The organism is Novosphingobium sp. PASSN1 (assembly GCF_002278815.1).
Genome location: NZ_NKIS01000001.1, coordinates 455,964 through 481,377, shown reverse-complemented (window position 1 = coordinate 481,377; position 25,414 = coordinate 455,964). Strand labels below are relative to the sequence as shown.

The 25,414-nt window shown below is 65.1% G+C and carries 27 protein-coding genes and 1 riboswitch; of the genes, 19 read left to right on the top strand and 8 right to left on the bottom strand.

The features are described from left to right. Positions 1-140 precede the first annotated feature (140 nt). Complete coding sequence (locus CFE35_RS02165; protein ID WP_292927456.1) at positions 141-806, bottom strand: ribonuclease HII; 666 nt, start codon at positions 804-806, stop codon at positions 141-143. Between CFE35_RS02165 and CFE35_RS02160 the strand changes: the two genes are divergently transcribed. The 5 genes from CFE35_RS02160 to CFE35_RS02140 are packed head-to-tail and all read left to right on the top strand — an operon-like array spanning position 805 to position 4,243. Continuing rightward, positions 805-1,977: a PQQ-dependent sugar dehydrogenase gene (locus CFE35_RS02160; RefSeq protein ID WP_292927454.1), complete on the top strand. Its 1,173-nt coding sequence runs from the start codon at positions 805-807 to the stop codon at positions 1,975-1,977. The genes CFE35_RS02165 and CFE35_RS02160 overlap by 2 nt on opposite strands. Positions 1,978-1,980: 3 nt before the next feature. Continuing rightward, positions 1,981-2,670: a pyrimidine 5'-nucleotidase gene (locus tag CFE35_RS02155; RefSeq protein ID WP_292927452.1), complete on the top strand. Its 690-nt coding sequence runs from the start codon at positions 1,981-1,983 to the stop codon at positions 2,668-2,670. 33 nt (positions 2,671-2,703) lie between these two features. Beyond that, positions 2,704-3,540, top strand: a complete 837-nt coding sequence (gene dapD, locus CFE35_RS02150) for a 2,3,4,5-tetrahydropyridine-2,6-dicarboxylate N-succinyltransferase (protein WP_292927450.1) — start codon at positions 2,704-2,706, stop codon at positions 3,538-3,540. Positions 3,541-3,543: 3 nt separating this feature from the next. Beyond that, the gene (locus tag CFE35_RS02145; protein ID WP_292927448.1) at positions 3,544-3,951 is read left to right on the top strand and encodes a DoxX family protein; all 408 of its coding nucleotides are present in this window, start codon (positions 3,544-3,546) and stop codon (positions 3,949-3,951) included. Beyond that, a complete protein-coding gene (locus tag CFE35_RS02140) occupies positions 3,941-4,243 on the top strand; it encodes an alkylphosphonate utilization protein (RefSeq protein WP_292927446.1) in 303 nt (100 codons plus the stop codon). The genes CFE35_RS02145 and CFE35_RS02140 overlap by 11 nt, the downstream gene beginning before the upstream one ends. A gap of 3 nt (positions 4,244-4,246) precedes the next feature. Here the strand turns inward: CFE35_RS02140 and CFE35_RS02135 are convergent, their stop codons facing one another. Further along, the gene (locus CFE35_RS02135) at positions 4,247-4,642 is read right to left on the bottom strand and encodes a cystatin domain-containing protein (protein ID WP_292927444.1); all 396 of its coding nucleotides are present in this window, start codon (positions 4,640-4,642) and stop codon (positions 4,247-4,249) included. A 70-nt stretch (positions 4,643-4,712) separates the two neighbouring features. Between CFE35_RS02135 and CFE35_RS02130 the strand changes: the two genes are divergently transcribed. The 3 genes from CFE35_RS02130 to CFE35_RS02120 all read left to right on the top strand — a co-directional run bounded on the left by CFE35_RS02130 (position 4,713) and on the right by CFE35_RS02120 (position 5,855). Beyond that, positions 4,713-5,003: a hypothetical protein gene (locus CFE35_RS02130; RefSeq protein WP_292927442.1), complete on the top strand. Its 291-nt coding sequence runs from the start codon at positions 4,713-4,715 to the stop codon at positions 5,001-5,003. Positions 5,004-5,167: 164 nt separating this feature from the next. Then, entirely contained in the window at positions 5,168-5,305 is a 138-nt protein-coding gene (locus CFE35_RS02125; protein WP_292927440.1) for a hypothetical protein, read from the top strand. Between the two features lie 58 nt (positions 5,306-5,363). Next, on the top strand, positions 5,364-5,855 hold the full coding sequence (locus CFE35_RS02120) for a YaiI/YqxD family protein (RefSeq protein WP_292927438.1): 492 nt from the start codon (positions 5,364-5,366) through the stop codon (positions 5,853-5,855). An 11-nt stretch (positions 5,856-5,866) separates the two neighbouring features. Here CFE35_RS02120 and CFE35_RS02115 read toward each other — a convergent pair whose 3' ends face one another. Together CFE35_RS02115 and thiC are read right to left on the bottom strand one after the other, a co-directional pair. Continuing rightward, complete coding sequence (locus CFE35_RS02115) at positions 5,867-6,121, bottom strand: DUF5654 family protein (RefSeq protein ID WP_292927436.1); 255 nt, start codon at positions 6,119-6,121, stop codon at positions 5,867-5,869. A 142-nt stretch (positions 6,122-6,263) separates the two neighbouring features. Then, a complete protein-coding gene (gene thiC / locus CFE35_RS02110) occupies positions 6,264-8,153 on the bottom strand; it encodes a phosphomethylpyrimidine synthase ThiC (protein WP_292927434.1) in 1,890 nt (629 codons plus the stop codon). 37 nt (positions 8,154-8,190) lie between these two features. Further along, a riboswitch (TPP riboswitch) is annotated at positions 8,191-8,305 on the bottom strand. Positions 8,306-8,450: 145 nt separating this feature from the next. Here thiC and CFE35_RS02105 point away from each other — a divergent pair. Further along, on the top strand, positions 8,451-9,686 hold the full coding sequence (locus CFE35_RS02105; protein ID WP_292927432.1) for a cytochrome P450: 1,236 nt from the start codon (positions 8,451-8,453) through the stop codon (positions 9,684-9,686). A gap of 1 nt (position 9,687) precedes the next feature. After that, the gene (locus CFE35_RS02100; protein ID WP_292927430.1) at positions 9,688-11,013 is read left to right on the top strand and encodes an NAD(P)-binding domain-containing protein; all 1,326 of its coding nucleotides are present in this window, start codon (positions 9,688-9,690) and stop codon (positions 11,011-11,013) included. A gap of 65 nt (positions 11,014-11,078) precedes the next feature. On the opposite strand, the gene CFE35_RS02095 is transcribed toward CFE35_RS02100, so the two are convergent. Then, positions 11,079-12,590, bottom strand: coding sequence for an NAD(P)/FAD-dependent oxidoreductase (locus CFE35_RS02095; protein WP_292927429.1), 1,512 nt, complete (start codon positions 12,588-12,590; stop codon positions 11,079-11,081). A 488-nt stretch (positions 12,591-13,078) separates the two neighbouring features. On the opposite strand from CFE35_RS02095, the gene crtY reads away from it, so the two are divergent. From crtY to CFE35_RS02070, 5 genes are read left to right on the top strand one after another with little or no spacing between them, the layout of a single operon-like run. After that, on the top strand, positions 13,079-14,269 hold the full coding sequence (crtY, locus tag CFE35_RS02090) for a lycopene beta-cyclase CrtY (RefSeq protein ID WP_292927428.1): 1,191 nt from the start codon (positions 13,079-13,081) through the stop codon (positions 14,267-14,269). A 9-nt stretch (positions 14,270-14,278) separates the two neighbouring features. Next, positions 14,279-15,760 carry a phytoene desaturase gene (locus CFE35_RS02085; protein WP_292927427.1) on the top strand — a complete coding sequence of 494 codons (1,482 nt, stop codon included), beginning with the start codon at positions 14,279-14,281 and terminating at the stop codon, positions 15,758-15,760. Beyond that, positions 15,757-16,152, top strand: a complete 396-nt coding sequence (locus CFE35_RS02080) for a hypothetical protein (RefSeq protein WP_292927426.1) — start codon at positions 15,757-15,759, stop codon at positions 16,150-16,152. Before CFE35_RS02085 ends, CFE35_RS02080 begins: the two co-directional genes overlap by 4 nt. Then, positions 16,149-16,730 (top strand): TIGR00730 family Rossman fold protein, encoded by a 582-nt coding sequence (locus CFE35_RS02075; RefSeq protein WP_292927424.1) that lies wholly within the window; start codon positions 16,149-16,151, stop codon positions 16,728-16,730. Before CFE35_RS02080 ends, CFE35_RS02075 begins: the two co-directional genes overlap by 4 nt. 6 nt (positions 16,731-16,736) lie before the next feature. After that, positions 16,737-17,735, top strand: coding sequence for a phytoene/squalene synthase family protein (locus CFE35_RS02070; RefSeq protein WP_292927422.1), 999 nt, complete (start codon positions 16,737-16,739; stop codon positions 17,733-17,735). Here CFE35_RS02070 and crtD read toward each other — a convergent pair. After that, a complete protein-coding gene (gene crtD / locus CFE35_RS02065) occupies positions 17,701-19,218 on the bottom strand; it encodes a 1-hydroxycarotenoid 3,4-desaturase CrtD (protein ID WP_292927420.1) in 1,518 nt (505 codons plus the stop codon). The genes CFE35_RS02070 and crtD overlap by 35 nt on opposite strands. 13 nt (positions 19,219-19,231) lie before the next feature. Then, on the bottom strand, positions 19,232-19,996 hold the full coding sequence (locus tag CFE35_RS02060) for a hypothetical protein (protein WP_292927418.1): 765 nt from the start codon (positions 19,994-19,996) through the stop codon (positions 19,232-19,234). 92 nt (positions 19,997-20,088) lie between these two features. Between CFE35_RS02060 and CFE35_RS02055 the strand changes: the two genes are divergently transcribed. From CFE35_RS02055 to CFE35_RS02040, 4 genes are read left to right on the top strand one after another with little or no spacing between them, the layout of a single operon-like run. Then, on the top strand, positions 20,089-21,480 hold the full coding sequence (locus CFE35_RS02055) for a cytochrome P450 (protein WP_292927416.1): 1,392 nt from the start codon (positions 20,089-20,091) through the stop codon (positions 21,478-21,480). A 4-nt stretch (positions 21,481-21,484) separates the two neighbouring features. After that, positions 21,485-22,615, top strand: coding sequence for an ATP-grasp domain-containing protein (locus CFE35_RS02050; protein ID WP_292927414.1), 1,131 nt, complete (start codon positions 21,485-21,487; stop codon positions 22,613-22,615). A gap of 60 nt (positions 22,616-22,675) precedes the next feature. Then, the gene (locus CFE35_RS02045) at positions 22,676-23,473 is read left to right on the top strand and encodes a cytochrome b/b6 domain-containing protein (protein WP_292927412.1); all 798 of its coding nucleotides are present in this window, start codon (positions 22,676-22,678) and stop codon (positions 23,471-23,473) included. Continuing rightward, positions 23,470-24,246, top strand: coding sequence for a molybdopterin-binding protein (locus CFE35_RS02040; protein WP_292927410.1), 777 nt, complete (start codon positions 23,470-23,472; stop codon positions 24,244-24,246). Before CFE35_RS02045 ends, CFE35_RS02040 begins: the two co-directional genes overlap by 4 nt. Positions 24,247-24,397: 151 nt before the next feature. On the opposite strand, the gene CFE35_RS02035 is transcribed toward CFE35_RS02040, so the two are convergent. Next, the gene (locus CFE35_RS02035) at positions 24,398-25,414 is read right to left on the bottom strand and encodes an aldehyde reductase (protein WP_292927408.1); all 1,017 of its coding nucleotides are present in this window, start codon (positions 25,412-25,414) and stop codon (positions 24,398-24,400) included.

The window sequence follows — 25,414 nt, the reverse complement described above, 5'->3', positions numbered from 1 at the left end:
ATTCTCGCGAGTCGCAGAGGGTCTAAGCAGAGGAACGGAACGAGTCCGTATCCATATCTGGAGTCCTGCCGGCACGGCTCACCCCCACATCTGGTGGTGTGGCCGGGCGGACTCGCGGGGTGAAAAAAGTTTCGCGCCGCTTAGCTGACGACGGCAGCAACCGGCGCAAAGCTGCGGCGGTGATGCGGGCTGGCCCCATACTGCTGCAGCGCGGCGAGGTGCTGCGCCGTGCCATATCCGGCATTGCGCTCCCACCCATAGTGCGGGAACTCCACCGCCGCCGCGCGCATCACGCGGTCGCGGTGTTCCTTGGCGAGGATCGAGGCGGCGGAAATGCATGGCTCGCTCGCATCGCCGCGCACGATGGCGCGGGCGGGCCAGATCCACCCCTCGCAGCGCCCGGCAGGCGTGAGGTTGCCATCGATCAGCACCGTGCCGATGCGGTCTTCCGCCAATGTAGCGACAAGCGCGCTCACCGCGCGGGTCATTGCCAGCATGGTCGCGGCAAAGATGTTGAGGCGGTCGATCTCCTCGACGTCGGCCACGCCCAGCGCCCAGTGGCAGGTTTGCTGGATCAGAGGCTCAAGCCGCGCCCGGCGCAGCGCGCTGAGCTTCTTGGAATCGCCAAGCCCGTTGGGCGGCGCAGCCCCGAGCACGACCGCCGCGGCCACCACCGGGCCAGCCAGCGGTCCTCGCCCCGCTTCGTCCACGCCGACGACAAGGCCCTCGGGTAGCGCCAGAGCGTTTTCGGCAGACGCCGAAGCGGCGCTGACAAGGGGCCTCTGCACTGGCATGGTGCGATCCATGAGAAATTCTGTCCTTTCCGCGCTGGCGCTGGCCGGTTTCGCCATGACTGGCTGCTCGAGCCCTGCCGAGGCTGGTGACAACGTCATCGTCACCAGCCCCACGCCGCAGCTCACGCAAGTGACCATAACGGACGAGGCAACGTTCAACGAACCTTGGGCGATGGCCTTCCTGCCAGGCAGCAATTTCGCGCTCATCACCGAAAAAGCTGGCAAGCTCAAGTTCTGGCGTCCGGGGCGGCCGGTGCGTGACGTCAAGGGTGTTCCACCGGTCGCCTATGGGGGCCAGGGCGGCTTCGGCGATGTGGTGCCGGCGCCCGATTACCGCACTTCGCAGCTGATCTATCTCAGCTGGGTGGAATTGGGCGCGGATGGCAAGCGTGGTGCTGTGGTCGGACGCGCGAAGATCGAGTTCCCGACAACCGGGCCGCGCCTCAGGGGCTTGCAGGTCATCTGGCGGCAAGGCCCCAAGACCTTTGGCGAAGGCCACTTTTCCCACCGCATTGCCTTCTCGCCCGATGGGCAGCACTTGTTCGTCAGTTCGGGCGAGCGGCAACTGTTCAGCCCCGCGCAGAATCTCAAGGTCACGCTTGGCAAGATCGTGCGCCTCCTGCCCAATGGAAAGCCAGCGCCCGGCAATCCCTTTGCCGGCCAAACCGACAAAAACCCACAGATCTGGTCCTATGGCCACCGCAACGCGCTGGGGCTGGCGTTCGACAGCAACGGACAGCTGTGGGATCTGGAACACGGGCCCGCAGGGGGCGATGAGCTCAATCTCGTCCAGCCCGGCAAGAACTATGGCTGGCCGCGCGTGTCCAATGGCGACAACTATGACGGCACCCCCATCCCGCGCCATGCCACGCGGCCCGATCTCGAAGCGCCAGCGATCAGCTGGAACCCGGTGATCGCGCCGGGCGATCTCATCTTCTACAAGGGCACCTTGTTTCCTGGCTGGCAGGGCCACGCGATCTGCGCCGGTATGGTCAGCGGCGGGCTCGTGCGGGTCGCCACGAGCGGGACGGGTTCCCGCGCGCGCGGCACGGAAATCGAACGCATCGCGCTGGGCACCCGCATCCGCGAAGTGGAGGAAGGGCCGGACGGGGCGCTTTATATCCTTGAAGACGGCGGGAGCGGCCGGTTGCGCAAGCTGGTCCCGGCCGCGGTGGGGAGCTGAACCTTGGTGTTTGACCCCACGCGCGTTGATTGCTGGATCTTCGATCTCGATTACACGCTCTATCCCCCGGCCTGCGGCCTGTTCGGCCAGATCGACCAGCGCATGGGCCGCTTCATCGAAGACCTGCTCGGCTGCGATCCGATCGAGGCCAAGCGCGTGCAGAAGCTCTATTTCCACGATCACGGCACGACACTGGCGGGGCTGATGCACTACCATGCCATCGACCCGCGCGAATTCCTCGATTTCGTCCACGATGTCGACATGAGCGTGCTGGCGCAGGCGCCGCGCCTGGCAGATCAGATCATGGCGCTGCCCGGGCGGCGGCTGATCTTCACCAATGGCGACCAGACTTATGCCGAGCGGGTGCTGGCGGCGCTGGGGCTGGCGCATTGCTTCGAGGGCCTGTGGGACGTGATCGCGATGGACTACAAGCCCAAGCCCGAGCCTTCGGCCTATCACGGCCTGATCGAAGCCTTCGGGTTCGATCCGCAGCGCGCGGTGTTCGTCGAGGATTCGGCGCGTAACCTTGCGCCTGCCAAGGCGCTGGGGATGCAGACGGTGTGGCTCGACTGCGCCAGCGAATGGGGCGACCGGGCCAAGGACGATGCCGCGATCGATCTGGTGATCGATGATCTGCCGCAGTGGCTGGAATTGGTTTGCGCAGAGCTTGCAGGCGGCGCTGCGCTCCGTTAGGCCCCGCCATCTGTTTTTCCCGGAGCCAAAGCCATGACCGCAGACCTGCAGGCCGCCATCGAAGCCGCGTGGGAAGCCCGCGCCGACGTCACTCCTGCCAGCAGCGCTGTGCGCGAAGTGGTGGAAGCCGCGCTTGAACTGCTGGATAGCGGCAAAGTGCGCGTGGCCGAAAAGGTCGGCGGGGAATGGATCGTGCACCAGTGGTTAAAGAAGGCCGTGCTGCTCTCTTTCCGCTTGAACGACAATGCCGTGATCGAGCACGGCGCGGGCGGCGCTCCGGCTTACGACAAGGTGCCCTCGAAGTTTGCCGGATGGGGCGAGAACCGCTTTCGCGAAGCCGGTTTCCGCGTGGTGCCGGGCGCGGTGGCGCGGCGCGGCGCGCATATCGCCAAGGGCGTGGTGCTGATGCCGAGCTTCGTGAACATCGGCGCGCGCGTCGATGAAGGCACGATGGTCGATACCTGGGCCACGGTCGGTTCCTGCGCGCAGATCGGCAAGAATGTGCATATCTCGGGCGGCGCAGGCATCGGCGGCGTGCTCGAACCGCTGCAGGCCGGCCCCGTGATCATCGAGGACGGCGCCTTCATCGGCGCGCGCTCCGAAGTGGCCGAAGGCGTGATCGTGGGCGAAGGCGCGGTGCTGTCGATGGGCGTGTACCTCGGTGCATCGACCAAGATCGTCGACCGCGCGACGGGCGAAGTCCACATCGGCCGTGTGCCGCCGTATGCCGTGGTCGTGCCGGGCGCGATGCCGGGCAAGCCGCTGCCTGATGGCACGCCGGGGCCTTCGCTCTATTGCGCGGTGATCGTGAAGACCGTGGACGCGCAGACCCGGAGCAAGACCGGGATCAACGAACTGCTGCGCGACTGAGCCGTGGCACGGGCCGTCACCCGCTGGGTACTGGCCCTGCTCTACGCGCTGGCGGGCGCGGCGCATCTGCTGCTGCCGCGCCCGTTCCTTGGCATCATGCCGACATGGGTGCCCGCGCCTGAACTGGTGATCGCGCTGACCGGCGTGGCCGAACTGGCGGGCGCGGCGGGCCTGCTGCAACCGTGGTTCCCAGCGCTCCGCCGTGCGGCAGGCTGGGGTCTCGCCGCTTATGCGGTGTGCGTGTTCCCGGCCAACATCGTCCATTTCATCCGCGACATGGCCCGGCCCGATCACGGGCTGGGGCTTGGCTATCATGTGCCGCGCATGTTTGTGCAGCCAGTGCTGGTCTGGCTCGCGCTATGGGTTGGACAGGTCCTGCCCTTTCGGGCAAGGGCAGCGCATGAGCGATGAAGATTATGTGTTCGACGAGGACAGCGGCGAGTGGATGCCAGCTTCCGAACTGGCAGCCAAGATTGCGGCGCAAGGCACTGTTGAAGTGCGCGACGCGGTGGGCAACCTGTTGGCCGACGGCGATCAGGTAACGCTGATCAAGGATCTTGAGGTCAAGGGCGCGGGCCAGACGCTGAAGCGCGGCACGCTGATCAAGTCGATCCGCCTGACCGGCGACGCGCAGGAGATCGATTGCCGCTTCGATGGCATCAAGGGCCTCGTCCTGCGCGCCGAGTTCGTCAAAAAGCGCTGATGCTCAAGGCACTTGCTGCGCGTCCGTCAGCGCGTAAGTGCCATCGAGGCGGTGCCAGACGACCACGTTCCAGCGCGTGCCATCGGCCATGCGCAAGGCCATGCGCCAATTGGTTCCGGCCACCACCTGCGTTTGGGCAGACATCACTTCGGCAAGTGCGCCATGCCCTGCGGGCAGCTGCGATACAGCATAGCGGGCGGCGGCCTGAACCCACTCGCCGGCAGGATCGGCAGCGCTCCACCCGCCAGCGATGACCGGCATCGGGACCGGCTCCACCGCCTTGGGCGCACACGCCGCAAGGCCTGCACAGAGCGCGAGCGCAAACACCGAAATCAAACGATTGCGCGTTTTGCAACTGGCGCGACGATCATAGCAATTGCCGCTTATTGTGCGGTGCATCATATCACTTTCAACAAGAAAACAGGGGTGCTCGAAGGCAATTTCTTCCGACTCAAAAGGGGATATTGCCATGTTTATCAAGTCTTTCCAGATCGCTGCCGCCGCCGCCCTGATCGCTGCTCCGGCATTTGCGCAGGCTGAAGAAGCCAAGGCGCAGTTTTCCCACGAAGGTGTCACCTACACCTACACGACGCAAGTCTCGGGCGGCGAACGCGTGATCCGCGGCTCCGCTTTCAACGGCAAGGCGCCGTTCGAACTCCACGTTCGTGGCCGCTACGTGACCGGCACGTTCAACAACCAGCCGGTCGATTTCACGCAAGCTGAAGCCAAGGCGCTGGGCATCCAGGTCGCCTCCAACTGAGCCTGCGGGCAGCATCGCTGCCCTGCTGACCGAAAAAAGCCCCCGCAATGTGCCAATCAGGCGCGCTGCGGGGGCTTTTTCGTGCGCGCGCAGGATTGCTAGCCAAGCCCGGGCCAAAGGCCTAAGCCTGATCCCCGGCCATACCGTCGGAACGGAGAGCGAGCATGGCCAAAGGGCAGAAGAAATCGAACCGCGAAGCGCGCAAGCCCAAGGCCGAAGCGCCGAAAAAGCTGAACGCTTCGAACCCCAGCCAGAAATCCGGTGTGGTTGCAGGCCTCGATAACATGAAGAAGAGCACCTGAACCGGCAGGACTGCGATCCCTTCTGTCGTAGCCACGCAGGCTGTGGCAAGGGCCGCGCATGAACACGCCCCCTGCCCCCAGTTCTGGCCCCAGTCCTGGCCCCATCCGCATTCTGGTCGATGGCGATGCCTGCCCGGTCAAGGACGAGATCTACAAGGTCGCGTGGCGGCATGAAGTGGCCGTGGTGGTGGTGAGCAATTCGCCGTTCCGCGTGCCGGTGCACCCGCTGGTCCGGCGCGTGGTGGTGGATGGCGGATTTGACGCAGCAGACGACTGGATCGCGGAGGAAGCCGATCCGCGCTGCGTGGTGGTGACCGCCGATATCCTGCTGGCGGACCGCTGCCTGAAGGTGGGAGCGCAAGTGCTTTCCTCCACCGGCAAGCCTTTCACCACCAACTCCATCGGCAGCCAGATCGCCACCCGCGCGATCATGGCAGACTTGCGCGCGGGCGGCGATATCATCGGCGGGCCAGCGCCGTTCTCCAAGGCCGACCGGTCGCGATTCCTGTCAGCTCTCGATGATGCGCTGGTGCGGCTGAAGCGCGGGTAAGGCCTAGCGCCTTACCCTTCCGCCTCGCGCTGGATGGCTGCTTCGCCGCCGATGCGCGAACTGATCCGGCCGAGGATCGTCAGCACCGTGACCGCCAGAACAGTCGCGACGATCGCATAGCTGTAGAGCCCGGCGAGGTTGTCGCCCATGCCCAGCATGGCGAGCGTGGCCTTGATCGCCTCGTTCCACGCCAGCGCGGCGACGAGGCCGAGCGAGGCGGAGGCGAGCGCGATCATCGTCTGGATCATGGCTTTGGCGTCGGTCATTGATGTTCCCTTGGTTGATTGTCAGCCAAGGGTGACGCGGGGCCGGGGTGATTGCAAGACTTGGCGTTTACCCCTCCACCACCCGCTGCGCGGGCGGTCCCCCTCCCCATTTGCACTTCGTGAAAATGGGGAGGATTGAGGACTATTCTGCTGCCGGCAAGTATAGTTCGCTGCCCGCTTCGCGGTACTTCTCGCTCATCTGCGCCATGCCCGCTTCGGCCTCGGCTTCGTTCGCCACGAACGTGGTGATGTCAGCGTTCTGCTTGGCGGCGAATTCGCGCACTTCCTGGCTGATCTTCATCGAGCAGAACTTCGGCCCGCACATCGAGCAGAAGTGCGCCGTCTTCGCGCCTTCGGCCGGGAGCGTCTGGTCGTGGTACTGCTCGGCCGTATCCGGATCGAGCGACAGGTTAAACTGATCCCGCCAGCGAAAATCGAAGCGGGCGCGGCTGAGTGCATCGTCGCGGAACTTGGCTGCGGGGTGGCCCTTGGCCAGATCGGCCGCGTGGGCCGCCAGCTTGTAAGTAACCACGCCGACCTTGACGTCATCGCGGTCGGGCAGGCCAAGGTGCTCCTTGGGCGTGACGTAGCAGAGCATTGCGGTGCCGAACCAACCGATCATGGCCGCGCCGATGCCGCTGGTGATGTGGTCATAGCCCGGCGCGATATCGGTCACGAGCGGCCCGAGCGTGTAGAACGGAGCTTCGCCGCAAACGGCGAGCTGCTTGTCCATGTTTTCCTTGATCTTGTGCATCGGCACATGGCCGGGGCCTTCGATCATCACCTGCACGTCCTGTGCCCACGCACGCTTGGTCAGCTCGCCCAGCGTGTAAAGCTCGGCGAACTGGGCTTCGTCGTTGGCATCGGCAATGCTGCCCGGACGCAGGCCATCGCCCAGCGAATAGGCGATATCATAGGCCTTCATGATCTCGGTGATATCGTCGAAGTGTTCGTAGAGGAACGATTCCTTGTGATGCGCGAGGCACCACTTGGCCATGATCGAACCGCCCCGGCTGACGATGCCCGTAACGCGCTTGGCGGCGAGCGGGACATAAGGCAGGCGCACGCCGGCGTGGATCGTGAAGTAATCGACGCCCTGTTCGGCCTGTTCGATCAGCGTATCGCGGAAGATCTCCCAGGTCAGTTCCTCGGCAATGCCGCCGACCTTTTCGAGCGCCTGATAGATCGGCACGGTGCCGATCGGCACGGGGCTGTTGCGGATGATCCATTCGCGCGTGTCGTGGATGTTGCGGCCCGTGGAGAGGTCCATCACGGTGTCCGCGCCCCAGCGGATCGACCAGACCATCTTGTCGACTTCGTTCGCCACGTCCGAGGCGACGGCAGAGTTGCCGATATTGGCGTTGATCTTGACGAGGAAGTTGCGCCCGATCGCCATCGGCTCGCTCTCGGGGTGGTTGATGTTGTTGGGGATGATGGCGCGGCCGCGCGCGATCTCGTCGCGCACGAATTCAGCCGTCACGTAATCGGGGATCGCAGCGCCCCAATCCTGTCCATCGCGCAGCGCGGCTTCCTTCAGCTGCTTGCGACCAAGGTTTTCGCGGATGGCGACATATTCCATCTCGCGCGTGATGATGCCCTGGCGGGCGTAGTGCATCTGGCTGACGTTCGCGCCGGGGAGCGCGCGCAAGGGGCGCTTGGTGGGCATCGGGAACGGGGGGACGCCGCCCGAACGGTCCGGCCCGAGCTGGCCGTTGTCTTCCGGCTTCACTTCGCGCGCATCGTATTCCGCCACATCGCCGCGGCCCATGATCCATTCGCGGCGCAGCTGGGGCAGGCCCTTGGCGATGTCGATTTCGGCGTTGGTATCAGTGTACGGCCCGGAGGTATCGTAAACGCGCAGCGGCGGTTCGTTCGCGCTGGGCTCAAGCGCGATTTCGCGCATGGCGACTGTCAGGCCGGGGAAGCGCGGGCTTTCGACGTGGATCTTGCGGCTGCCGCGAATCGGACCAGTGGTGACGCCGATGGGCGTGGCCTGCGGTCCATTTTCGAGGCGGGAATTGATATCGGCCATCTGTACGCTCCTTTGAACGGACGGATTGCGGGCGCTGGCGTGCAGGCTGACCGCTCCCTCCGCCCGTGCTAACGGGTTCAGGTTCGACGGGTCGGGCTGCGTGACCAGCCCCTCTCAGCCATGCTTGCTCACTGGCTCCCCGGGGAATGCACCCGTTCTAGTCCGGTCGGGTGACCGCGTCCACCGTGTTTGGCACAGTGGTTGGCACCCTGTTTGGGGCTGGACTTTAAGCGGGCGCTTAAACATACTTCTTCCCAAGGCCGCGCCGGATTGCGAGCGGGGCCAACGGAGCAGGACATGGCGAGCCAGACGCTGACGCGGGACCGCGCGATCAATCCCTATGACGTGAGCGTGGACGCGCTTTACACCGAGGATACCTGGCGCGAGCCGTTTGCGGTTCTGCGCCGCGAGATGCCGGTAAGCTGGCGGCCGGAAAGTCCGTTCGGACCGTACTGGTCGGCGGTGACGCATGAGACGATCCAGGAAATCGAGCTGATGCCGGAGGTGTTCTCCTCTTCATGGAAGCGGGGCAACATCACGATCGCCGAGTCCGTCAACGAAAGCGAGTTTCCCAATTTCATCGCGCAGGATCCGCCGATCCACACCGCGCAGCGCAAGGTGATCGCGCCGGCCTTCAGCCCGGGGCAGATGATCAAGCTGGAGCAGCAGGTGCGCAACCGCGCGAAAATGCTGTTCGATGCGCTGCCAATGGGCGAAACGTTCGATTGGGTCGAGCAGCTCGCCATTCCGCAGACGCTGGGGATGCTGTGCAGCCTGTTCGACATGCCGTTCGACGAATGGCGCGATCTCAAGCGCTGGTCGGATTATGGCAGCGGGGTTTCGGCGGACAACCTGACGCCGGAATACCGCGCCGAATGGATGAAGCAGATGGGCGAAATGCTCCAGCGCTTCGACCGCGAGCTCGATGCGCGGCGCGTGCTGCCGCCGACGGACGACCTGCTCAGCCGAATGGTGCATTCCGAGGCGATGGGGAATCTCCCGCCGCTGGAGCGCCTCGCCAATATTGCGCTGCTGATCGTGGCGGGGAACGACACCACGCGCAATTCCATCGCCGGGCTGGTCGAGGCACTGACGCTCTACCCGGAGCAGATGGACGTGCTGCGCGCCGATCCGACGCTTTCGGCCAATGCCGCGCAGGAAATCATCCGCTGGCAGACCCCGGTGACGCACATGCGCCGCACCGCGACGCGCGATGTGGAAGTGGGTGGGCAGCAGATCCGCGAGGGCGAGAAAATCGTGATGTGGTACATTTCGGGCAACCGGGATGAAAGCGTGTTCCCGAATGCCGAGCGGTTTGACGTAACCCGCGACAATGCGCGGCGGCACATCGGGTTTGGCCACGGCATCCACCGCTGCGTGGGCGCGCGGCTGGCCGAAGTGCAGATTGCCGCGGTGATCGACGAGATCGTGGCGCGAGGGCTGCGGCCGGTGATGGCTGGCAAGCCAGAGCGGCTGGCGAGCCCGTTCCTGCATGGTTTCAATGCGATGCCGGTGCGGCTGGAGCGCGACTGATATGACCGGAACCGACAAACGCGTTTGCATCATCGGGGCGGGCTGCTCGGGGATCACGGTCGCCAAGCGGCTCAAGGACTACGGCATCAGCTACGACCAGTTCGACGCCTCCGACGATATCGGCGGGAACTGGTATTACAACAATCCCAATGGTTTATCGGCCTGTTATCAGAGCCTGCATATCGATACCTCGAAGTGGCGGCTGGCGTTCGAGGACTATCCGGTGCCGGCAGACTGGCCGGATTTCCCGCACCATTCGCAGCTCCTCCAGTATTTCCGCGACTATGCCGCGCACTTCGGCTTGCGCGAGGCCATCACCTTCAACACCAAGGTGGAGAAGGCGGTGCGGAAAACCGGTGGCGGCTGGGAAGTACGGCTATCGAGCGGGGAAACGCGCGAATACGAAGCGTTGGTGGTGGCCAACGGGCACCATTGGGCGGCGCGGATTCCGGACTATCCGGGCCACTTTGATGGCGAGCAGCTCCACAGCCATTCGTTCCGCAGCGCGTTCGAGCCTGTGGATTGCCGGGGCAAGCGCGTGCTCGTCGTCGGCATGGGCAATTCGGCGATGGACATCGCCTCCGAGCTTTCGCAGCGCGCGATTGCGGAGCGGCTCTACGTCTCGACCCGGCGCGGGGTGTGGGTGCTGCCCAAGTATTACAAGGGACAGCCGATCGACAAGAACCCCGCCCCGGCATGGATGCCGCGCAAGGTGCGCACCGCGCTCGGCACGCGCATGATCAAGGGGCTTGTCGGCAAGATGAGCGACTATGGCCTGCCCGAGCCGGAGATCGGCCCGTTCGACGCCCATGCCACGGTTTCCGGCGAGTTCCTGCTGCGCGCAGGCTCTGGCGATGTGACGATGAAGGGCGGGATCGAGCGGCTCGATGGCGGCGGCGTGGTGTTCAAGGATGGCAGCCGCGAGGCGATTGACGTCATCGTCTGGGCGACGGGCTATGATATCCGCTTCCCGTTCTTCGACGATCCCGCGTTCTGCGCCGATGCCGACAACCGGCCGCCGCCGCTGTTCAAGCGGATCATGAAGCCCGAAGTGCCGGACTTGTTCTATGCCGGACTCGGCCAGCCCCTGCCGACGCTGGTAAACTTTGCCGAGCAGCAATCAAAGCTGATCGCAGCCACTCTCGCGGGGGAATACGCCCCTCCCCCGGCGGACGAGATGCACCGCATCATCAAGGCCGACGAGGAATACCACACCGGGCATTACTACGCGGCACGGCGGCATACGATCCAGCTCGATTTCGATGACTATGTGCGCGATCTGAAGAAGGAAATCGCGCGGGGGACGAAGCGGCGCACGGCGGCCTGAGGGGCACAATCGCCACCGCCCCCAACCCCCTCCTCTGAAGAGGAGGGGGCTTTTTTAGCGCAGGTTTATTCCGCTGCTTCCAGCGCTGCGGCTTCGGCACGCTGGCCGTCGTAGACGAACTCCGCTGCCGCCGGATCAATGGCCGGGATTTCGTTGCGCTCGCTCCAGTAATCCTGGTTGTGCTGCCATTCGGGCTTGTCGCCGCGCTTGGGCATGCGGTCCAGATCGCGCATCAGGTAGGTCGGGTTGAAGTTGTCGCCATCAATCCACGGCAGGATCGGCATGTCCGCATCTTCCGGCCGCAGCGCGACTTCGACCTTGTGTGCACCCTCTGAATCCATGTGATTCAGCAATTTGCAGACGAAATCTCCGACGATATCGACACGCAGCGTCCACGAAGCGCGGAAATAGCCGAACACCCAGACGAGATTGGGCACGCCGGTGAACATCATGCCGCGGTAGTTGACCGTATCGGCCCAGTTCACCGCCTGACCATCGACGCTGAAGGGAATCTCGCCGAGCACCGAGAGGCGGAAGCCGGTGCAAGCGACCACGATATCCGCCTCGATCTCCTGACCGGACGAGGTGCGCACGCCGTTTGCGGTGAAGGTGTCGATCGTATCGGTGACCACGGCGGCATTGCCCGCGACCACATGCTTGAACATGTCGCCATCGGGGAGCTGGGCCAGGCGCTGCTGCCACGGGCGATACTTCGGCGTGAAGTGCGGCTCGAAGTTGAAGTCTTCACCCACATAGCCACGGATCAGCGCGCGCAGATCCTCAGCCATGGCCTCGGGTTCCTCGCGGCTGCGGCGGTCCATCTCGTAGAAATTGTAGATGTAGTCCTGCCGCACCACGCGGTGGACGGTCTCCTCGTCGACGCCGATGGTGCGCAGGCGGTCGGCCAGTTCGCTGACGTTGGGCGCGCAGTAGAACCAGGTCGGCGAGCGCTGGAGCATGGTGACTTTCGCGCCTGCATCACAAAGCGCCGGGACAATCGTTGCCGCCGTGGCACCCGAGCCGATGACGAGCACGCGCTTGCCCGAAACGTCCGTCTTGGGATCCCAGAGCTGGGCGTGGACGAACTGGCCCTTGTAATCGGCCATGCCGGCCCAATCGGGGATATAAGGCGTCTTGTGGTCGTAGTAACCCTGGCACATCCACAGGAACCCGGCGGTGAACACCAGTTCGGTGCCGTCCTTGCGGCGGGCGTTCACGGTCCACAGGTTGTCCGCGCTCGACCAGCTGCACGATGTGATCGTGTGGCCATAGCGGATGTGCTGGTCGATATGGTTGTCTGCGATCACTTCGCCCATGTAGCGCAGGATTTCCTCCGCGGAGGCAATCGGTGCACCGACCCACGGCTTGAAGCGGTAGCCGAAGGTGTAGAGATCGGAATCGGAGCGGATGCCGGGATACTTGTGGGTTTCCCACGTGCCGCCGAACGTGTCCTTGCTTTCGAGGATGGTGTACGTCTTGCCCGGGCACTGGTCCTGCAGGTGCTTGGCTGAACCAATGCCGGAAATCCCGGCGCCAACGATCAGGACATCCACGTGCTGCGGTGCTTGCACTGCCATCATTCTCTCCTCTTCTGGCGGGCCTTGCCCCCTTGCAGCCCGCGCCGCAGCGGCGGTGCATGGCTGTTCGGAGGGCAGATCGCCCATTGCTGGCGGTTCTCGCCTTGTGGGTGCAAGGAGGCCTTGATCCGCATCAAAACGCAACAGGAATCTGGCCCCCACTGGGTGCGTCAGGGGCAAACATTGCCAATTGTTCATGTGGCGGAACGGCGGCGGACATTTGCGCCGTGGCATACGCTGATTGTCGCACCGGTCGGTTCTGATCAACACGCCTTCAGCGCCTGGCCAAGCGGCAATTCCTGGGAGAAGGGCCTCTCCCCCCGGCGGCCCTTTGCTGGTAACCCCCGGAGGCGGCGCACCTTCACCGCCGCCCCCGGGGCCCCATCGCGCCTTTGCCGATCCCCCGCCGCGCGCAATCCCCCGCATTCACGAACGGGCAGTACCGGCCCGGTTGCGCACGTGCCGCCCAGCGCCTATTCCCGGATGCGATGAATGCACGGCGCTGCGATATCGCGATCCTTGGCGGCGGGCTGGCAGGCGGGCTGATTGCGCTCGCGCTCGCCCGCTACCGCCCCGATCTTTCGCTTCTGCTGGTGGAACAGGATACCTGTCTCGGCGGCAATCATGTCTGGTCGTTCTTCGCGACCGACACCGATCACGAAGCGACCGAACTGCTCGCGCCGATGATCGTCGCCACCTGGGACGATTACAACGTCCATTTTCCTCGCCATTCCCGCAAACTCCACACAAGCTACAGCGCGATGACATCAGAGCGGTTCGACGCCGCCCTGCGCGCGGCGCTCCCGGATGACGCGATCCTTACGTGCCAAGCGGTAAAGGGCTGCAACGAGACCGAAGTCATGCTCGGCGATGGCACGCTCGTCAGCGCAGGCGGGGTCATCGATGCGCGCGGGCTGCGCGATGTTTCGCACTTTACCGGGGGCTGGCAGAAGTTCGTCGGCCGCAAGTTCAAGCTCAAGGCGCCGCACGGGCTGGAACGGCCGATCGTGATGGACGCGACGGTGGAGCAGCTTGACGGCTACCGCTTCATGTACGCCCTGCCCTTTGCGCCGGACGTCGTGTTCCTTGAAGACACCTATTATTCGGACAGCAGCGTGCTGGATCGGCCCCTGCTCGAACAGCGCATCGACGCCTATATGGCCGCGCGCGGCTGGGAAGCCGAGGCGCTGATCAATGAAGAACACGGCGTGCTGCCGGTGGTGGCGGGCGGCGATTTTGCTGGGTTCTGGCGTGATGGCGGCGAGGAGACGGCGCGCGCCGGTTCGCGCGCGGGGCTGTTCCATTCGCTCACCAGCTATTCGGTGCCCGATGCGGTGCGCTTTGCCCTCGCGCTCGCGCACCACGATGCGCTCGATGGGGCTGGCCTCAAGGCGTTCTCGGCCAAGTGGGCTAAAGGGCACTGGGAAAACCAGAGCTATTACCGCATGCTTTCGGCGTTGCTTTTCGGCGGAGCTTATCCGGAGGAGCGCCTGCGCGTACTCGAGCGGTTCTATACGATGAAGCCGCAACTGATCGAGCGGTTCTATTCGGGTCGCTCGACCTCATACGACAAGTTTCGCATTCTGGCGGGCATTCCGCCCATTCCAATCCCCCGCGCGCTTGGCACGATCACGGGCTTTGGCAGGCAGCCGGCGCCGCTCAAGTTTTCAGGAGTCTAGAGTTTCATCATGAAGAAAGTAGCCGTCATCGGAGCCGGTTTCGGCGGACTGGCGCTGGCGATCCGCCTGCAGTCGGCAGGTATCCAGACCACCGTCATCGAAGCACGCGACAAGCCGGGCGGCCGCGCCTACTACTGGGAAAAGGACGGCTTCACGTTCGATGCGGGGCCGACGGTCGTGACCGATCCCCCGTGCCTCGAGGAGCTCTGGGCGCTTTCGGGGCATCACATTTCCGAGGACGTCGAACTTCTGCCCGTGAAGCCGTTCTACCGGCTGAACTGGGCTGACGGGACGAACTTCGACTACACCAACGACGAAGCCATACTCAACGCCGAGATCGCCAAGCTCAACCCGCGCGACGTGGCGGGCTATGCCGAATTCCTCAAGTTCTCGGCCGGGGTGTTCGAGGAAGGCTATGTCAAGCTCGGCTCGGTTCCGTTTCTCGATTTCGCCTCGATGATCAAATCGGCCCCGCCGCTGATCCGCTATCAGGCGTGGCGCTCGGTCTATTCGATCGTCTCGAGCTACATCGAGAACGAGAAGCTGCGCGAGGCGTTCAGCTTCCACTCGCTGCTGGTGGGCGGCAACCCGATGACCGCGAGCGCGATGTATGCGCTGATCCACAAGCTGGAGAAGGACGGCGGCGTGTGGTGGGCCAAGGGCGGCACCAACAAGCTGATCGCGGGGATGATCAAGCACTTCGAGCGGCTGGGCGGCACGGTGCGGCTGGGCGATCCGGTGGTGCACATCCATTCGCTGGGCGACCGGGTGACGGCGGTGGAGACCAAGAGCGGCTGGCGCGAAAGCGTGGATGCAGTCGCCTCCAACGGCGACATCGTCCATTCCTATGCCGATCTCATGCCCGATAACGGCCATGCGCAGCGGCGTGCCAAGGCACTCAAGAAGAAGAAGTTCTCGCCCAGCCTGTTCGTCGTCCACTTTGGCGTGGAAGGCACCTGGCCGGGGATCGCGCACCACATGATCCTGTTCGGGCCGCGCTACAAGGGCCTGCTCGACGACATCTACAAGCACGGCGTGCTGCCCGAAGACTTCTCGATCTACCTGCACCATCCCTCGGTAAGCGATCCGAGCATGGCACCGCCGGGGATGAGCACGTTCTACGCGCTGGTGCCGGTGGCCAACATGGGCAAGCTGCCGATCGACTGGGACGAAGTGGGGCCGCTGTTCGAAAAGCGCGTGCTCGATGAAGTGGGCCGCCGCCTGATCCCGGACATCCACAGCCGGATCGTCACGAAGTTCCACTATACGCCCAAGGACTTCTCGATCGATCTTTCAGCGCATCAGGGCAGCGCCTTCAGCCTTGAACCGCTGCTCACGCAGTCTGCCTATTTCCGTGCGCACAACCGTGACGATGCGATCCAGAACTTCTATCTGGTCGGCGCAGGCACCCATCCGGGCGCAGGAATCCCGGGCGTGGTCGGCAGCGCGAAGGCGACGGCGGGGCTGATGATCGAGGATCTGCTGAAATGAACCCTGCGCTCTTCGCTTTGGCGGCGGTTGCATCGGCTGGCGGCGGCGGCGAAGTGTTTGTCATGGAAACGCCGGGGCACACCCGCTTTGCCTATCTGGCGGACTCCCTCTCCGTGCGCCCGGGCGAAGAGGGTGACGTGCGGTCGGCAACGATCATCACGCACAATCCCGATGAGGGCACGCCCCGGCCCGGCGATCAGATCGGCGCGCGCGGAACGATGGAATTTCAGTGCGCGCGCCACGCCTACCGCGAAGTCAGCACGGTTTCGCTTCTGCGCAGCGGTGAGGAAATCGTGGCGGTTCCCGCCAATCCGGGCCGGGCTTTTGCCGTTACCAGGCCGGGCAGCTTCGAGCGGCAACTGGCTGACGCCGTTTGCGCGGTGAAGCTGTGAAGCGCCTCGCGGTCTACTGCGGTTCGGCTTCGCCCGCAGACGCACGCTATGTGGCTTTGGCGCGTGAGGTTGGCGCGGCGCTTGCCGGGCGCGGGATCGGCGTGGTCTATGGCGGCGGGCGGCTCGGCCTGATGGGCGCGGTGGCGGCTGGCGCGCTGGAGGCGGGCGGCGAAGTCATCGGCGTGATCCCGCGCGCGCTGGCGGAGGCCGAAGTCGCCAATCCCGATTGCACGCGCCTGACCATCGTGGAGACGATGCACGAGCGCAAGCAGGCTTTCACCGACCTTTCGGACGGGTTCCTGACGCTCCCCGGCGGCGTGGGCACGATGGACGAGCTGTGGGAAGCGGTGAGCTGGGCGCAGCTGGGCTATCACGCCAAGCCGGTGGGCCTGCTCAATGCCTTCGGCTTCTACGACAAGCTGCTGGCCTTCCAGACCCACATGATCGAGGTCGGCTTCATCCGCCCGGTACATGGCGGGATCATTCTGGCGGAGCATTCGCTCGATGTGCTGCTGGCGCGCATGGCCGCGCATGTGCCGCACACACCCATCATCCAGATGTCCGCGAAGGACTTGTGAGGCGGCGTGGCTGATCCTGTCGCAGCGCTGCCGAAGCCGGACCGCGCTGCCCTTGTTGCCCATGCCCGCGAGACGATTGCGCGCGGGTCGAAGAGCTTTGCCGCCGCATCGCAGCTGTTTGACAGGACGACGCGCGAACGGGTGTGGCTGCTCTATGCCTGGTGCCGCGCCTGCGACGATATTGCCGACGAACAGGATCTCGGCGGCGAACTGGGGACGACGCCGGGCGGCGACGCAGCGGGGCGGCTCGCGCTGATCCGGCGGCTGACGGCTCTGTCACTGACCGGGCGCCCCACCGGCAACCCCAACTTCGATGCGCTGGGCGTGGTCGCGGCGGAATGCGGGCTGACGCAAGCGATGGCCGATGATGTGATCGACGGCTTCGCGCTCGATGCCGCGGACTGGACCCCGCGCGGCGAGGCAGATCTCATGCGCTATTGCTTCCATGTCGCGGGCGCGGTGGGCGTGATGATGGCGGTCGTGATGGGCGTTGCGCCCGATGATGACGACACGCTGGACCGTGCCTGCGATCTGGGCCTTGCGTTCCAGCTCGGCAATATCGCGCGCGATGTGGCCGAGGATGATCGCGGCGGGCGCTGCTATCTCCCCGCCGAATGGCTGGCAGGGGCGGACATTCCGCCGGGCGAGCAGCTGCGTCCGTGCTACCGCGCCGCCTTGGTAGACGTCGCGCAAAGGCTTGCCATGCTGGCGGCTGAGTACGAAGCTTCCGCAAGGGTCGGTGCCGCGCGGCTCGGTTTCCGCCAGCGCTGGGCAATCCTTTCGGCCGCGGGCATTTATGGCGCAATCGCGCGCAAGGTGGCAGCGGGCGGACCGAGGGTGTGGGACGGCCGCGTCTTCACATCACGCAATGAGAAGATCGCGCATGTGCTGCGCGCCGGGCTTCAGGCATTGGGGCGGCCTGCCCCTGCCCCGCATCCACGCTGGTCGCGCACGAGCCTAAAGGCATTGGCTAGCGGGAAAATGCCACGTCCGCAGGAAGCATGACGGTGCCGCGATTGCCCGCCATGTCTGCCAGCAGGCGCGCGGCGGCGATTCTGCCCGACATTGTCGCCATCGGAATGCCCGGCCCCGGATGCACGCTGCCCCCCGCCAGATAGAGCCCCGGCACTTTCCCCCGCGCTCCGGCCCGCGCAAAGCTGCCCATCATGCCATGGTTCGCCCTGCCATAGAGCGCGCCACCGCTCGCAGGAAACAAGGCGTCGAAGCCGGCGGGATCGGTGATGAACGGCTCACCCTCTACCGCCAGTTCCAGCCCGCAATCGCGCATCAGGCCGACACTGCGGCGCGCAAGATCGGCAATTTCGGCATCGGGCAGCGGGCCTTTGTCGCCATCGGCGGGCGCGTTGATCAGCGCGAGGAGGCGTTCGGGCGTGCCGGGGGCATGATCGTTCCCCTCCCCCCGGTCCTGCGCGCAGAGGTATACTGTGGGCGTCTGCGTGATCCGGCGCTGCTTGAAGATGGCATCGAACTCGGCGCGATAGTCAGATCCAAAGAACACATTGTGGTGGGCCAGATCGAAGCCGGAGGTGCGCGCGGCAAGGCACCAGGTGACGGCGGAGAGCGAACGCCGGGCGGGCGTGGTGGCAGGAACCGGGCGAACCTCGTCGGTCAGCGCCGAGATATCGCCGTTGAACACCACGGCATCGGCAGCAAGGCGTTCGCCCCCCGCCAGTTCCACCCCGGCGACACGGCCTTGCTCGATGATGATGCGTTCCATCTGGGTATTGCACCGAACGCGCGCGCCGTGCCGTTCGGCCAGCCCGGCGATGGCGCGCGCCACTTCGTGAATGCCGCCCCGCACCAGCCAGACGCCTTGCTGCTCGACATGGGCGATTAGCATCAGCGTAGCGGGTGCCGCCCACGGCGAGGCACCGACATAGGTGGAATAACGTCCGAACAGCTGGCGCAGGCGCGGATCCTTGAAGTGATCGCCCAGCGCGCCCCACAGGTTCCGCATCGGCACGGTGCGCATCAGCGCGGGAAGGCCCAGCGGGCCGAGGCGCGCGACAAGGCCAGGGATGGAAGGTCGCTCTGCCGCGATGAACGCGGCGGCTAGCGTCTTGTAGATATCGGCGCTGCGGGCGCAGAAATCGCGGTAGGCGCGCGCTTCGCCGGCTCCGGAGAAATCCCCGATGGCGTCGGCGGACCGAGCGACATCGGCGAAGAGATCGAGCTTGCCGCCATCCTGCCACGCGTGGCGCGCGAGGGTTTCGGCCGGGATCAGGCCAAGATGATCCTCCAGCCGCTGCCCGGCATCGCCGAACAGGCCATCGAAGATCCAGCGCATGGTGAACACGGTGGGGCCTGCATCGATGGCAAGCCCGCCGCTTTCCACCCGGCGCATCTTGCCGCCGACGCTGGCCGCGCGCTCGATGACCGTGACATCGAGACCGGCGCGGGCCAGATCGGCCGCAGCGGCAAGGCCGCCCATCCCGGCTCCGACGACGACGACCTTGCGGGCGGACATATCAGTCCCCGACTCAGTCAGACGTTGCAGCGCGGCGCGGACGCAGCACTTGCGGGATGAGGCTGATGCCGGCCTTCTGGTCGATACGAATGCGGTGATAGATCAGGATGATGAGGCCCGTGACGAGCGGCACCGACCACATCGCCGGATGTAGCGCGAGCGCGGGGAACAGCCGCACCGAACCGAACGCAAGAAACGCCGTGTAGACCGAAATACCCGCGCCCACGAGCGCCTTCACATGTTCCTTGAGCCACATCACCGGCGAGGGATTGCGCGAATAGAGGAACACGAGATTGGTGATCCCTGTGGCCATGCCGACCACGGAAATCAGCATCATCAGCGGCTGATTGATCCGCGCGCCGTCCCACGCGCAGACCACGGCGGCGATCATCACCGCGAATTGCAGCGCGATATTGAGCGGCGTGCGATTGGCCGCAACGTTGCGCCGGTTTTGCACGCAGAGCCAGCCATACCACGCCAGATTGAGCGTGAGGATGGCGTTGTGCAGCATCATCACGCCGAAGATGCCGCGCACGAAATCTGCGTCGAACCGCCCGGCAAGGTGCGGATGAACGCCCATTGGATCGTAGAGCGTAAGCAGGCTCATCGTCAGGGCAAGGCAGCCGGTGATGAGGATCGCCTTGGTGAAGACGCGGCCCCACTTGCGGTGATTGACGTCACCCTTGCGGCCCACGACCGGAATCCAGAACGCAATGGCCCCGGTCGCTCCGGCGGCGATGTGCGCTGCAATCAGGCAGCGGAACAGCAGCAGTTCCATCGCATCCCCCGGTTCTTCTCCATGCGACTATTCCACTGGACATGGTCCGTGTAAACATAAGATGACACATCGAAGCCACACGGGAAGCCTCCTTGAACCAAGTTGCCGCCTATCGCCCGCCCCGCCCCAGCTCGCTCGGCGCGATCACGGCGCTGCTGCGCGTGGCACTGCGCGGGGATGGCGATCTGCTCAGCCTGCTTCCGGCCAGCGCCTATCGCTGCGATGTGGGGCCGCTGGGCTATTCGCGGCGCTCGATCCTGATCGTGAACCGGCCCGACGAAGTGCGGCGGGTGCTGTCCGATCCGGAAGGCATCTTCCCCAAGAGCGACTTGATGGTCGATGCGCTCGCCCCGCTGATCGGTGATTCGATCTTCGTCTCCTCGGGCGAGACATGGCAGCGCCAGCGCCGGATGATCGATCCCGCTTTCACGATGATGCGCGTGAACCGCGCGTTTCCGGCGATGCAGGAGGGGGCCGAGGCCTGCGAGGATACGTTGGCGGCGCGTGCGGCGGATGGCACGGCGTTCTCGCTCGACCTCACGATGAGCCATCTGACGGCAGACATCATCTGCCGCACGGTGTTCAGCTCGGGCCTCGAAACCGGGGCGGCGCACGATGTGTTCGATGCCTTCACGGTGTTCGAGCACAGTGTGGCGCAAGTCGAGATTCGGCGGCTGATCATGGACCCGGCATGGACGGCGGTGCCGCAGAAGGACTTCGTGCTGGAGGCCTGCACCCGCATCCGGCGGCATCTGGGCGATCTGCTCGATACGCATGCGGGGCCGAATGGCGAGCACTTCGACGATATCGCGGCAGCGGTGATCGCGGCGCGCGACGACTTCACGAAGACGGCGTTCACGCGCGAGGAACTGATCGACCAGCTCGGCGTGCTGTTCCTTGCGGGCCACGAGACAAGCGCGAGCGCGCTGACCTGGGCGTTCTATCTGCTGGCGATGCAGCCCGATCTGGTGGCGCGGGTGCGGCGCGAAATCCGCGAAGTTGCTGGCGAGGACGGGCCGATCGGGTTCGAGGAGACCAAGCACCTCCTCACCATCCGCAACCTGTTTCGCGAGACGCTGCGACTCTATCCGCCGATCACCTTCCTGCCGCGCGTGGCGACCGAGGCGACGACGATCGGCGGCAAGCGGGTGAAGCGCGGGGCGCTGGTGATGGTCGCGCCGTGGGTGCTGCACCGGCACAAGCGCTATTGGAAGAACCCCGATGTGTTCGATCCGGACCGCTTCCTGCCTGCGCGCGAGAGCGAGCTGACGCCGGGGGCGTATATTCCCTTCGGACAGGGACCGCGCGTGTGTGCCGGGGCTGCCTTCGCGCTGACCGAAGCGGTGCTGCTGATCGCGCGGCTGTTCCGCAAGTTCGATTTCCACATCGAGGATGCCAGCGCGGTCCGCCCGGCGGCGCGGCTGACGACGCGGCCCGCCAAGCAAATCATGGTGCGGGTAACCCCGGTGACGTCCGGAGCGTGACGTCATGACGACAGTCCTGCTCACGCTGGGGCGGCTGCCCAAGGCGCTCGATCTGGCGCGCGGCTTTGCCAAGGCGGGGTGCCGGGTGCTGGTGGCAGAGCCTTATGGCTGGACGCTTGCCGGGGCATCGCGCCACGTTGCGCAGGAATTCAAGGTGCCGCCGCCAAGCGCAGGCAAGGCGGCATACCTTGCGGCGCTGGCCGAGATCGTGCGCCGCGAGGGTGTCGATCTGGTGGTGCCGGTTTCGGAAGAGACAATGCATGTGGCGCATCTGGCGGGGATGCTGCCGGAGGGCGTGCAGCTGTTCACGATGCCGCCCAAGCAGGTAATCGCCCTGCATGACAAGGCGGGGTTCGTCCGCGCGGCGCTGGCGATGGGGCTGGCGGTGCCGCAAAGCGCGCCACTGGGAAGCGCGGAAGCAGCGGCGCTGGCGGCAGGCGGGCCGGTGGTGGTGAAGCCGCTGTTTTCCTGCTCGGGCAATGGCGTGCACATCCTGCGTGCCGGCGAACCCCTGCCCGCGCCCGATCCCGCCGCGCCCGCCGTCGTGCAGCGCTTCGTTACGGGACGCGAGCACAGCACCTGCACGATTGCCCGCGAAGGCCGCGTGATCGCCACGTCGGTCTATCGCGGAGCCGTCATGTCCGGCTCGGTCGCGGTGGCGTTCGAGCGGGTGGAGGTGCCCGCCATTGACGCATGGGTGGCGCGGTTCGTGGCCGAGATCGGGTGGAGCGGGTTCATTTCCTTCGACTTCATCGTCGATGCGGGCGGCGTGCCCCATGCCATCGAATGCAATCCGCGCGCCACGAGCGGGGTGCATTTCTGGGAGGATGTGGACATTGCCCGCGCGGTGCTGGACCCGGCATCGACCGGGGCGGTGCGCGTGCGGCGGCACAAGGTGCTCCAGCAGTTCTACGCCTGCCTCACTGAAACGCAGGCGGCGATGCTGCGCGGAAAAGGCTTCCTCGCCAGCCTCAAAAGCCTCGTTACGACACGGGATGTGAGCTGGGACGCGCGCGATCCTTGGCCCTTCCTCAGCATGATCGGCACGTCCTGGCCGATCATCTGGCAATCGATCACCAAGGGCGCGCGCTTTGGCGAGGTGGCAACGGCGGATGTGGGCTGGTATGAAGACTGACGCGCGCTATGGTGCGCGCCGTGCCCGAAGCGGGTTGCGGGCATGGCAGGAGCGGGAATGATGGCGACACGGCCTGAGCTGATCTACCGCACGCGCCTTCCGGTGCGGATCTGGCACTGGATCAACGCGCTTGCGATCTTCGTCATGCTGATGAGCGGGATGATGATCTTCAACGCGCATCCCCGGCTCTACTGGGGCGAATACGGTGCGAACCTCGATACGGCATGGCTGGTGATCGGCAACCGGGGGACAAGCGGCTTCCTGTCCATCCTCGGCTTCGAGATCCCGACGACGGGCGTGCTCGGCTATGCCCAGGGGACAGCCGAAGCCTTCCCGCCGCTGGTCACCATCCCGTCCAGCTACAGCATCGCAGGCGCGCGCCAATGGCACTTCTTCTTCGCCTGGGTGCTATTGGCGAGCGGCACGCTGTTCCTGCTCTATACGCTATTTTCCAAGCATTTGTGGAACGATCTTGCGTTAAAGCGTGAAGAATTGAGCCTTGCGCACTTGTGGCATGACATCAAGGACCATGCGCGGCTGCGCTTCCCAACAGGCGAGGCTGCACGGGCCTATAACCCGCTGCAGAAGATCGCCTATCTCGGGGTGCTGTTCGTGCTGATCCCGGTGGTGATCCTGACCGGGTGCACGATGTCGCCCACGCTCAACGCCGCGTTCCCGTGGCTGGTGGAGCTGTTCGGCGGGCGGCCTTCGGCGCGGTCGATTCACTTCCTCTGTGCGCTGGGGTTTGCACTGTTCATTGTGGTGCACTTGCTCGCGGTGGTGTTGGCCGGGCCGGTCAACGAACTGCGCTCGATCATCACTGGCTGGTATCGCTTGCCGAAGGAGCGCGGGAAATGAGCGATCAGATCATCACGCCACCAACTTCCCTCATCACCCGGCGCCATGCGCTCGTCGGCGGTGCGGGTCTGCTGCTGGCGGGCTGCGACCAGATCAATGCCTCGCCCGCAGTGCAATCGGTGCTGAGCCTGGGCGAAAAGGCGACGCAGGGTGCGCAGCGTCTCGTAACGGACCGCAATGCGCTGGCGAAGGAGTTCAGCCGGGCCGAAATGTCGCCGGTATTCCGCGAGAATGGCAACCGCGATCCGGGCACGAGCGAGTACAAGGCGCTGGCGGCAAACACGTTTGCGGACTGGACGCTGATGGTGGACGGCATGGTGGCGCATCCGCTGCGCATCAGCCTCGCGCAGATGATGGCGGCCCCCCGGCGCACGCAGATCACCCGGCACGATTGCGTGGAAGGGTGGAGCGCGATCGGCGAATGGAGCGGCGTTCCGCTCGGCCTCATCCTCAAGCGCGCCGGGATGTCGTCCAGTGCCAAGTTCGTGGTGTTCCACTGTGCCGACAGCACCGGCGGCGTGCCCTATTACGAAAGCATCGACCTGATCGACGCATTCCACCCGCAGACCATCCTCGCGACACACATGAACGGCGCGCCGCTGACCGTGGGCCACGGCGCACCGCTGCGCCTGCGGGTCGAGCGGCAACTGGGCTACAAGCAGGCGAAGTATGTCATGCGGGTCGAGGCGGTCGCCTCACTCGACGGCATCCACGGCGGCAAGGGCGGGTATTGGGAAGATCACAAGGGGTATCAGTGGTTTGCGGGCATCTGAGGGCTAGCCACTGATGACTTGCCATTAATCTGCTTTCCGTCACCCCGTGCTCGACACGGGGTTCGGCTTTTATTCCTGCGTGACGCCGCAAAAGAAAAGCCAAGGCCCGGATCAAGTCCGGGCCGACGAACCCATTTGACACCCTTTGTTTCTAGACCCTGACCACCCCCTGCGCGATCAGGCTTTTCGCGCAATCGACGATGGACTCCTCGCTCGGGCGCGTTTTCCAGCCAAGGCGTTCGAGCGCATGGGCAGAGCTGGCGTCGCGCACATTGCCAAGCTCACCCACCACTTGCCGGATCAGCGGATTGAACGTGGCGGAAAAGCGCACGATCCAGTTCGGCAAGCGGCGTGTCGTTACGTTGCGCGCATCGAGCGGCATGTGCTGGCGCAGGATCGCGGCGACTTCGGCCATCTTGAGGAACGGGCCAGACGCGATGAAGCGTTCGCCATCGAGGCCCGGCTCGGTCAGCGCGCGGACGTGGAGATCCGCCAGATCGCGCACATCGACAATGCCGAAGCCGAGATCGGGGCAGCCCGGCAGCGCGCCGGAAAGGAGCTGGCTGACCAGTTCGATGGAGGCTGAGAAATCTTTGCTCCACACCGGGCCAAGCACGGCAGAAGGGTTGATCGAGAGGAATTCCATGCCGGCTCCCTCCTTCGCCATCCAGTCGCGCGCGGCGCGCTCGGCAATCGTCTTGGATTTGACGTAGGCATAGGCATCGCGGCTGTGAACGTTGGTCCAGTCGGCCTCGGTGAACTGGTGGTGCCCCTTGCCGTGGCCATAGGCGATGGCGGCGACCGACGAGGTCTGGACAAAGCGCAGGACACCCGCCGCCTTGGCGATACGCAGCGTGCGCACGGTGCCTTCGCGCGCGGGGATGATGAGGTCATCGGGATTGCGCGGCGGCTTGCTGCTGAAGGGTGAGGCCACGTGGAGCACATGGGTGCAGCCCGCCATCGCCTCGGCCCAGCCCGCATCCGCAGTAAGATCGGCGGCGAAGAAGCGCAGCGTTTCGGCGCTACCGCCCAGCAGCGGGCGCAGTTCGGCCTCGCGCTTCAGGCTGCGCACGGTCGTGTTGACCGTCCACCCGTCGGCCAGAAGCTGCTTGATGATGAACCCGGCGATATAGCCGCTGCCGCCGGAGACGAGGACTGTCTTGCTCAT

Excerpts from the sequence above, each read along its gene's own strand:
- CFE35_RS02165 (WP_292927456.1), bottom strand. The coding sequence starts at position 806 with ATGGATCGCACCATGCCAGTGCAGAGGCCCCTTGTCAGCGCCGCTTCG.
- CFE35_RS02060 (WP_292927418.1), bottom strand. The coding sequence starts at position 19,996 with ATGGAACTGCTGCTGTTCCGCTGCCTGATTGCAGCGCACATCGCCGCC.
- CFE35_RS02115 (WP_292927436.1), bottom strand. The coding sequence starts at position 6,121 with ATGACCGACGCCAAAGCCATGATCCAGACGATGATCGCGCTCGCCTCC.
- CFE35_RS02135 (WP_292927444.1), bottom strand. The coding sequence starts at position 4,642 with ATGCACCGCACAATAAGCGGCAATTGCTATGATCGTCGCGCCAGTTGC.
- CFE35_RS02045 (WP_292927412.1), top strand. The coding sequence starts at position 22,676 with ATGGCGACACGGCCTGAGCTGATCTACCGCACGCGCCTTCCGGTGCGG.
- CFE35_RS02130 (WP_292927442.1), top strand. The coding sequence starts at position 4,713 with ATGTTTATCAAGTCTTTCCAGATCGCTGCCGCCGCCGCCCTGATCGCT.
- CFE35_RS02120 (WP_292927438.1), top strand. The coding sequence starts at position 5,364 with ATGAACACGCCCCCTGCCCCCAGTTCTGGCCCCAGTCCTGGCCCCATC.
- crtD (WP_292927420.1), bottom strand. The coding sequence starts at position 19,218 with ATGTCCGCCCGCAAGGTCGTCGTCGTCGGAGCCGGGATGGGCGGCCTT.
- thiC (WP_292927434.1), bottom strand. The coding sequence starts at position 8,153 with ATGGCCGATATCAATTCCCGCCTCGAAAATGGACCGCAGGCCACGCCC.
- CFE35_RS02095 (WP_292927429.1), bottom strand. The coding sequence starts at position 12,590 with ATGGCAGTGCAAGCACCGCAGCACGTGGATGTCCTGATCGTTGGCGCC.
- CFE35_RS02160 (WP_292927454.1), top strand. The coding sequence starts at position 805 with ATGAGAAATTCTGTCCTTTCCGCGCTGGCGCTGGCCGGTTTCGCCATG.
- CFE35_RS02050 (WP_292927414.1), top strand. The coding sequence starts at position 21,485 with ATGACGACAGTCCTGCTCACGCTGGGGCGGCTGCCCAAGGCGCTCGAT.
- crtY (WP_292927428.1), top strand. The coding sequence starts at position 13,079 with ATGAATGCACGGCGCTGCGATATCGCGATCCTTGGCGGCGGGCTGGCA.
- dapD (WP_292927450.1), top strand. The coding sequence starts at position 2,704 with ATGACCGCAGACCTGCAGGCCGCCATCGAAGCCGCGTGGGAAGCCCGC.
- CFE35_RS02035 (WP_292927408.1), bottom strand. The coding sequence starts at position 25,414 with ATGAGCAAGACAGTCCTCGTCTCCGGCGGCAGCGGCTATATCGCCGGG.
- CFE35_RS02140 (WP_292927446.1), top strand. The coding sequence starts at position 3,941 with ATGAGCGATGAAGATTATGTGTTCGACGAGGACAGCGGCGAGTGGATG.
- CFE35_RS02040 (WP_292927410.1), top strand. The coding sequence starts at position 23,470 with ATGAGCGATCAGATCATCACGCCACCAACTTCCCTCATCACCCGGCGC.
- CFE35_RS02100 (WP_292927430.1), top strand. The coding sequence starts at position 9,688 with ATGACCGGAACCGACAAACGCGTTTGCATCATCGGGGCGGGCTGCTCG.
- CFE35_RS02080 (WP_292927426.1), top strand. The coding sequence starts at position 15,757 with ATGAACCCTGCGCTCTTCGCTTTGGCGGCGGTTGCATCGGCTGGCGGC.
- CFE35_RS02085 (WP_292927427.1), top strand. The coding sequence starts at position 14,279 with ATGAAGAAAGTAGCCGTCATCGGAGCCGGTTTCGGCGGACTGGCGCTG.
- CFE35_RS02105 (WP_292927432.1), top strand. The coding sequence starts at position 8,451 with ATGGCGAGCCAGACGCTGACGCGGGACCGCGCGATCAATCCCTATGAC.
- CFE35_RS02125 (WP_292927440.1), top strand. The coding sequence starts at position 5,168 with ATGGCCAAAGGGCAGAAGAAATCGAACCGCGAAGCGCGCAAGCCCAAG.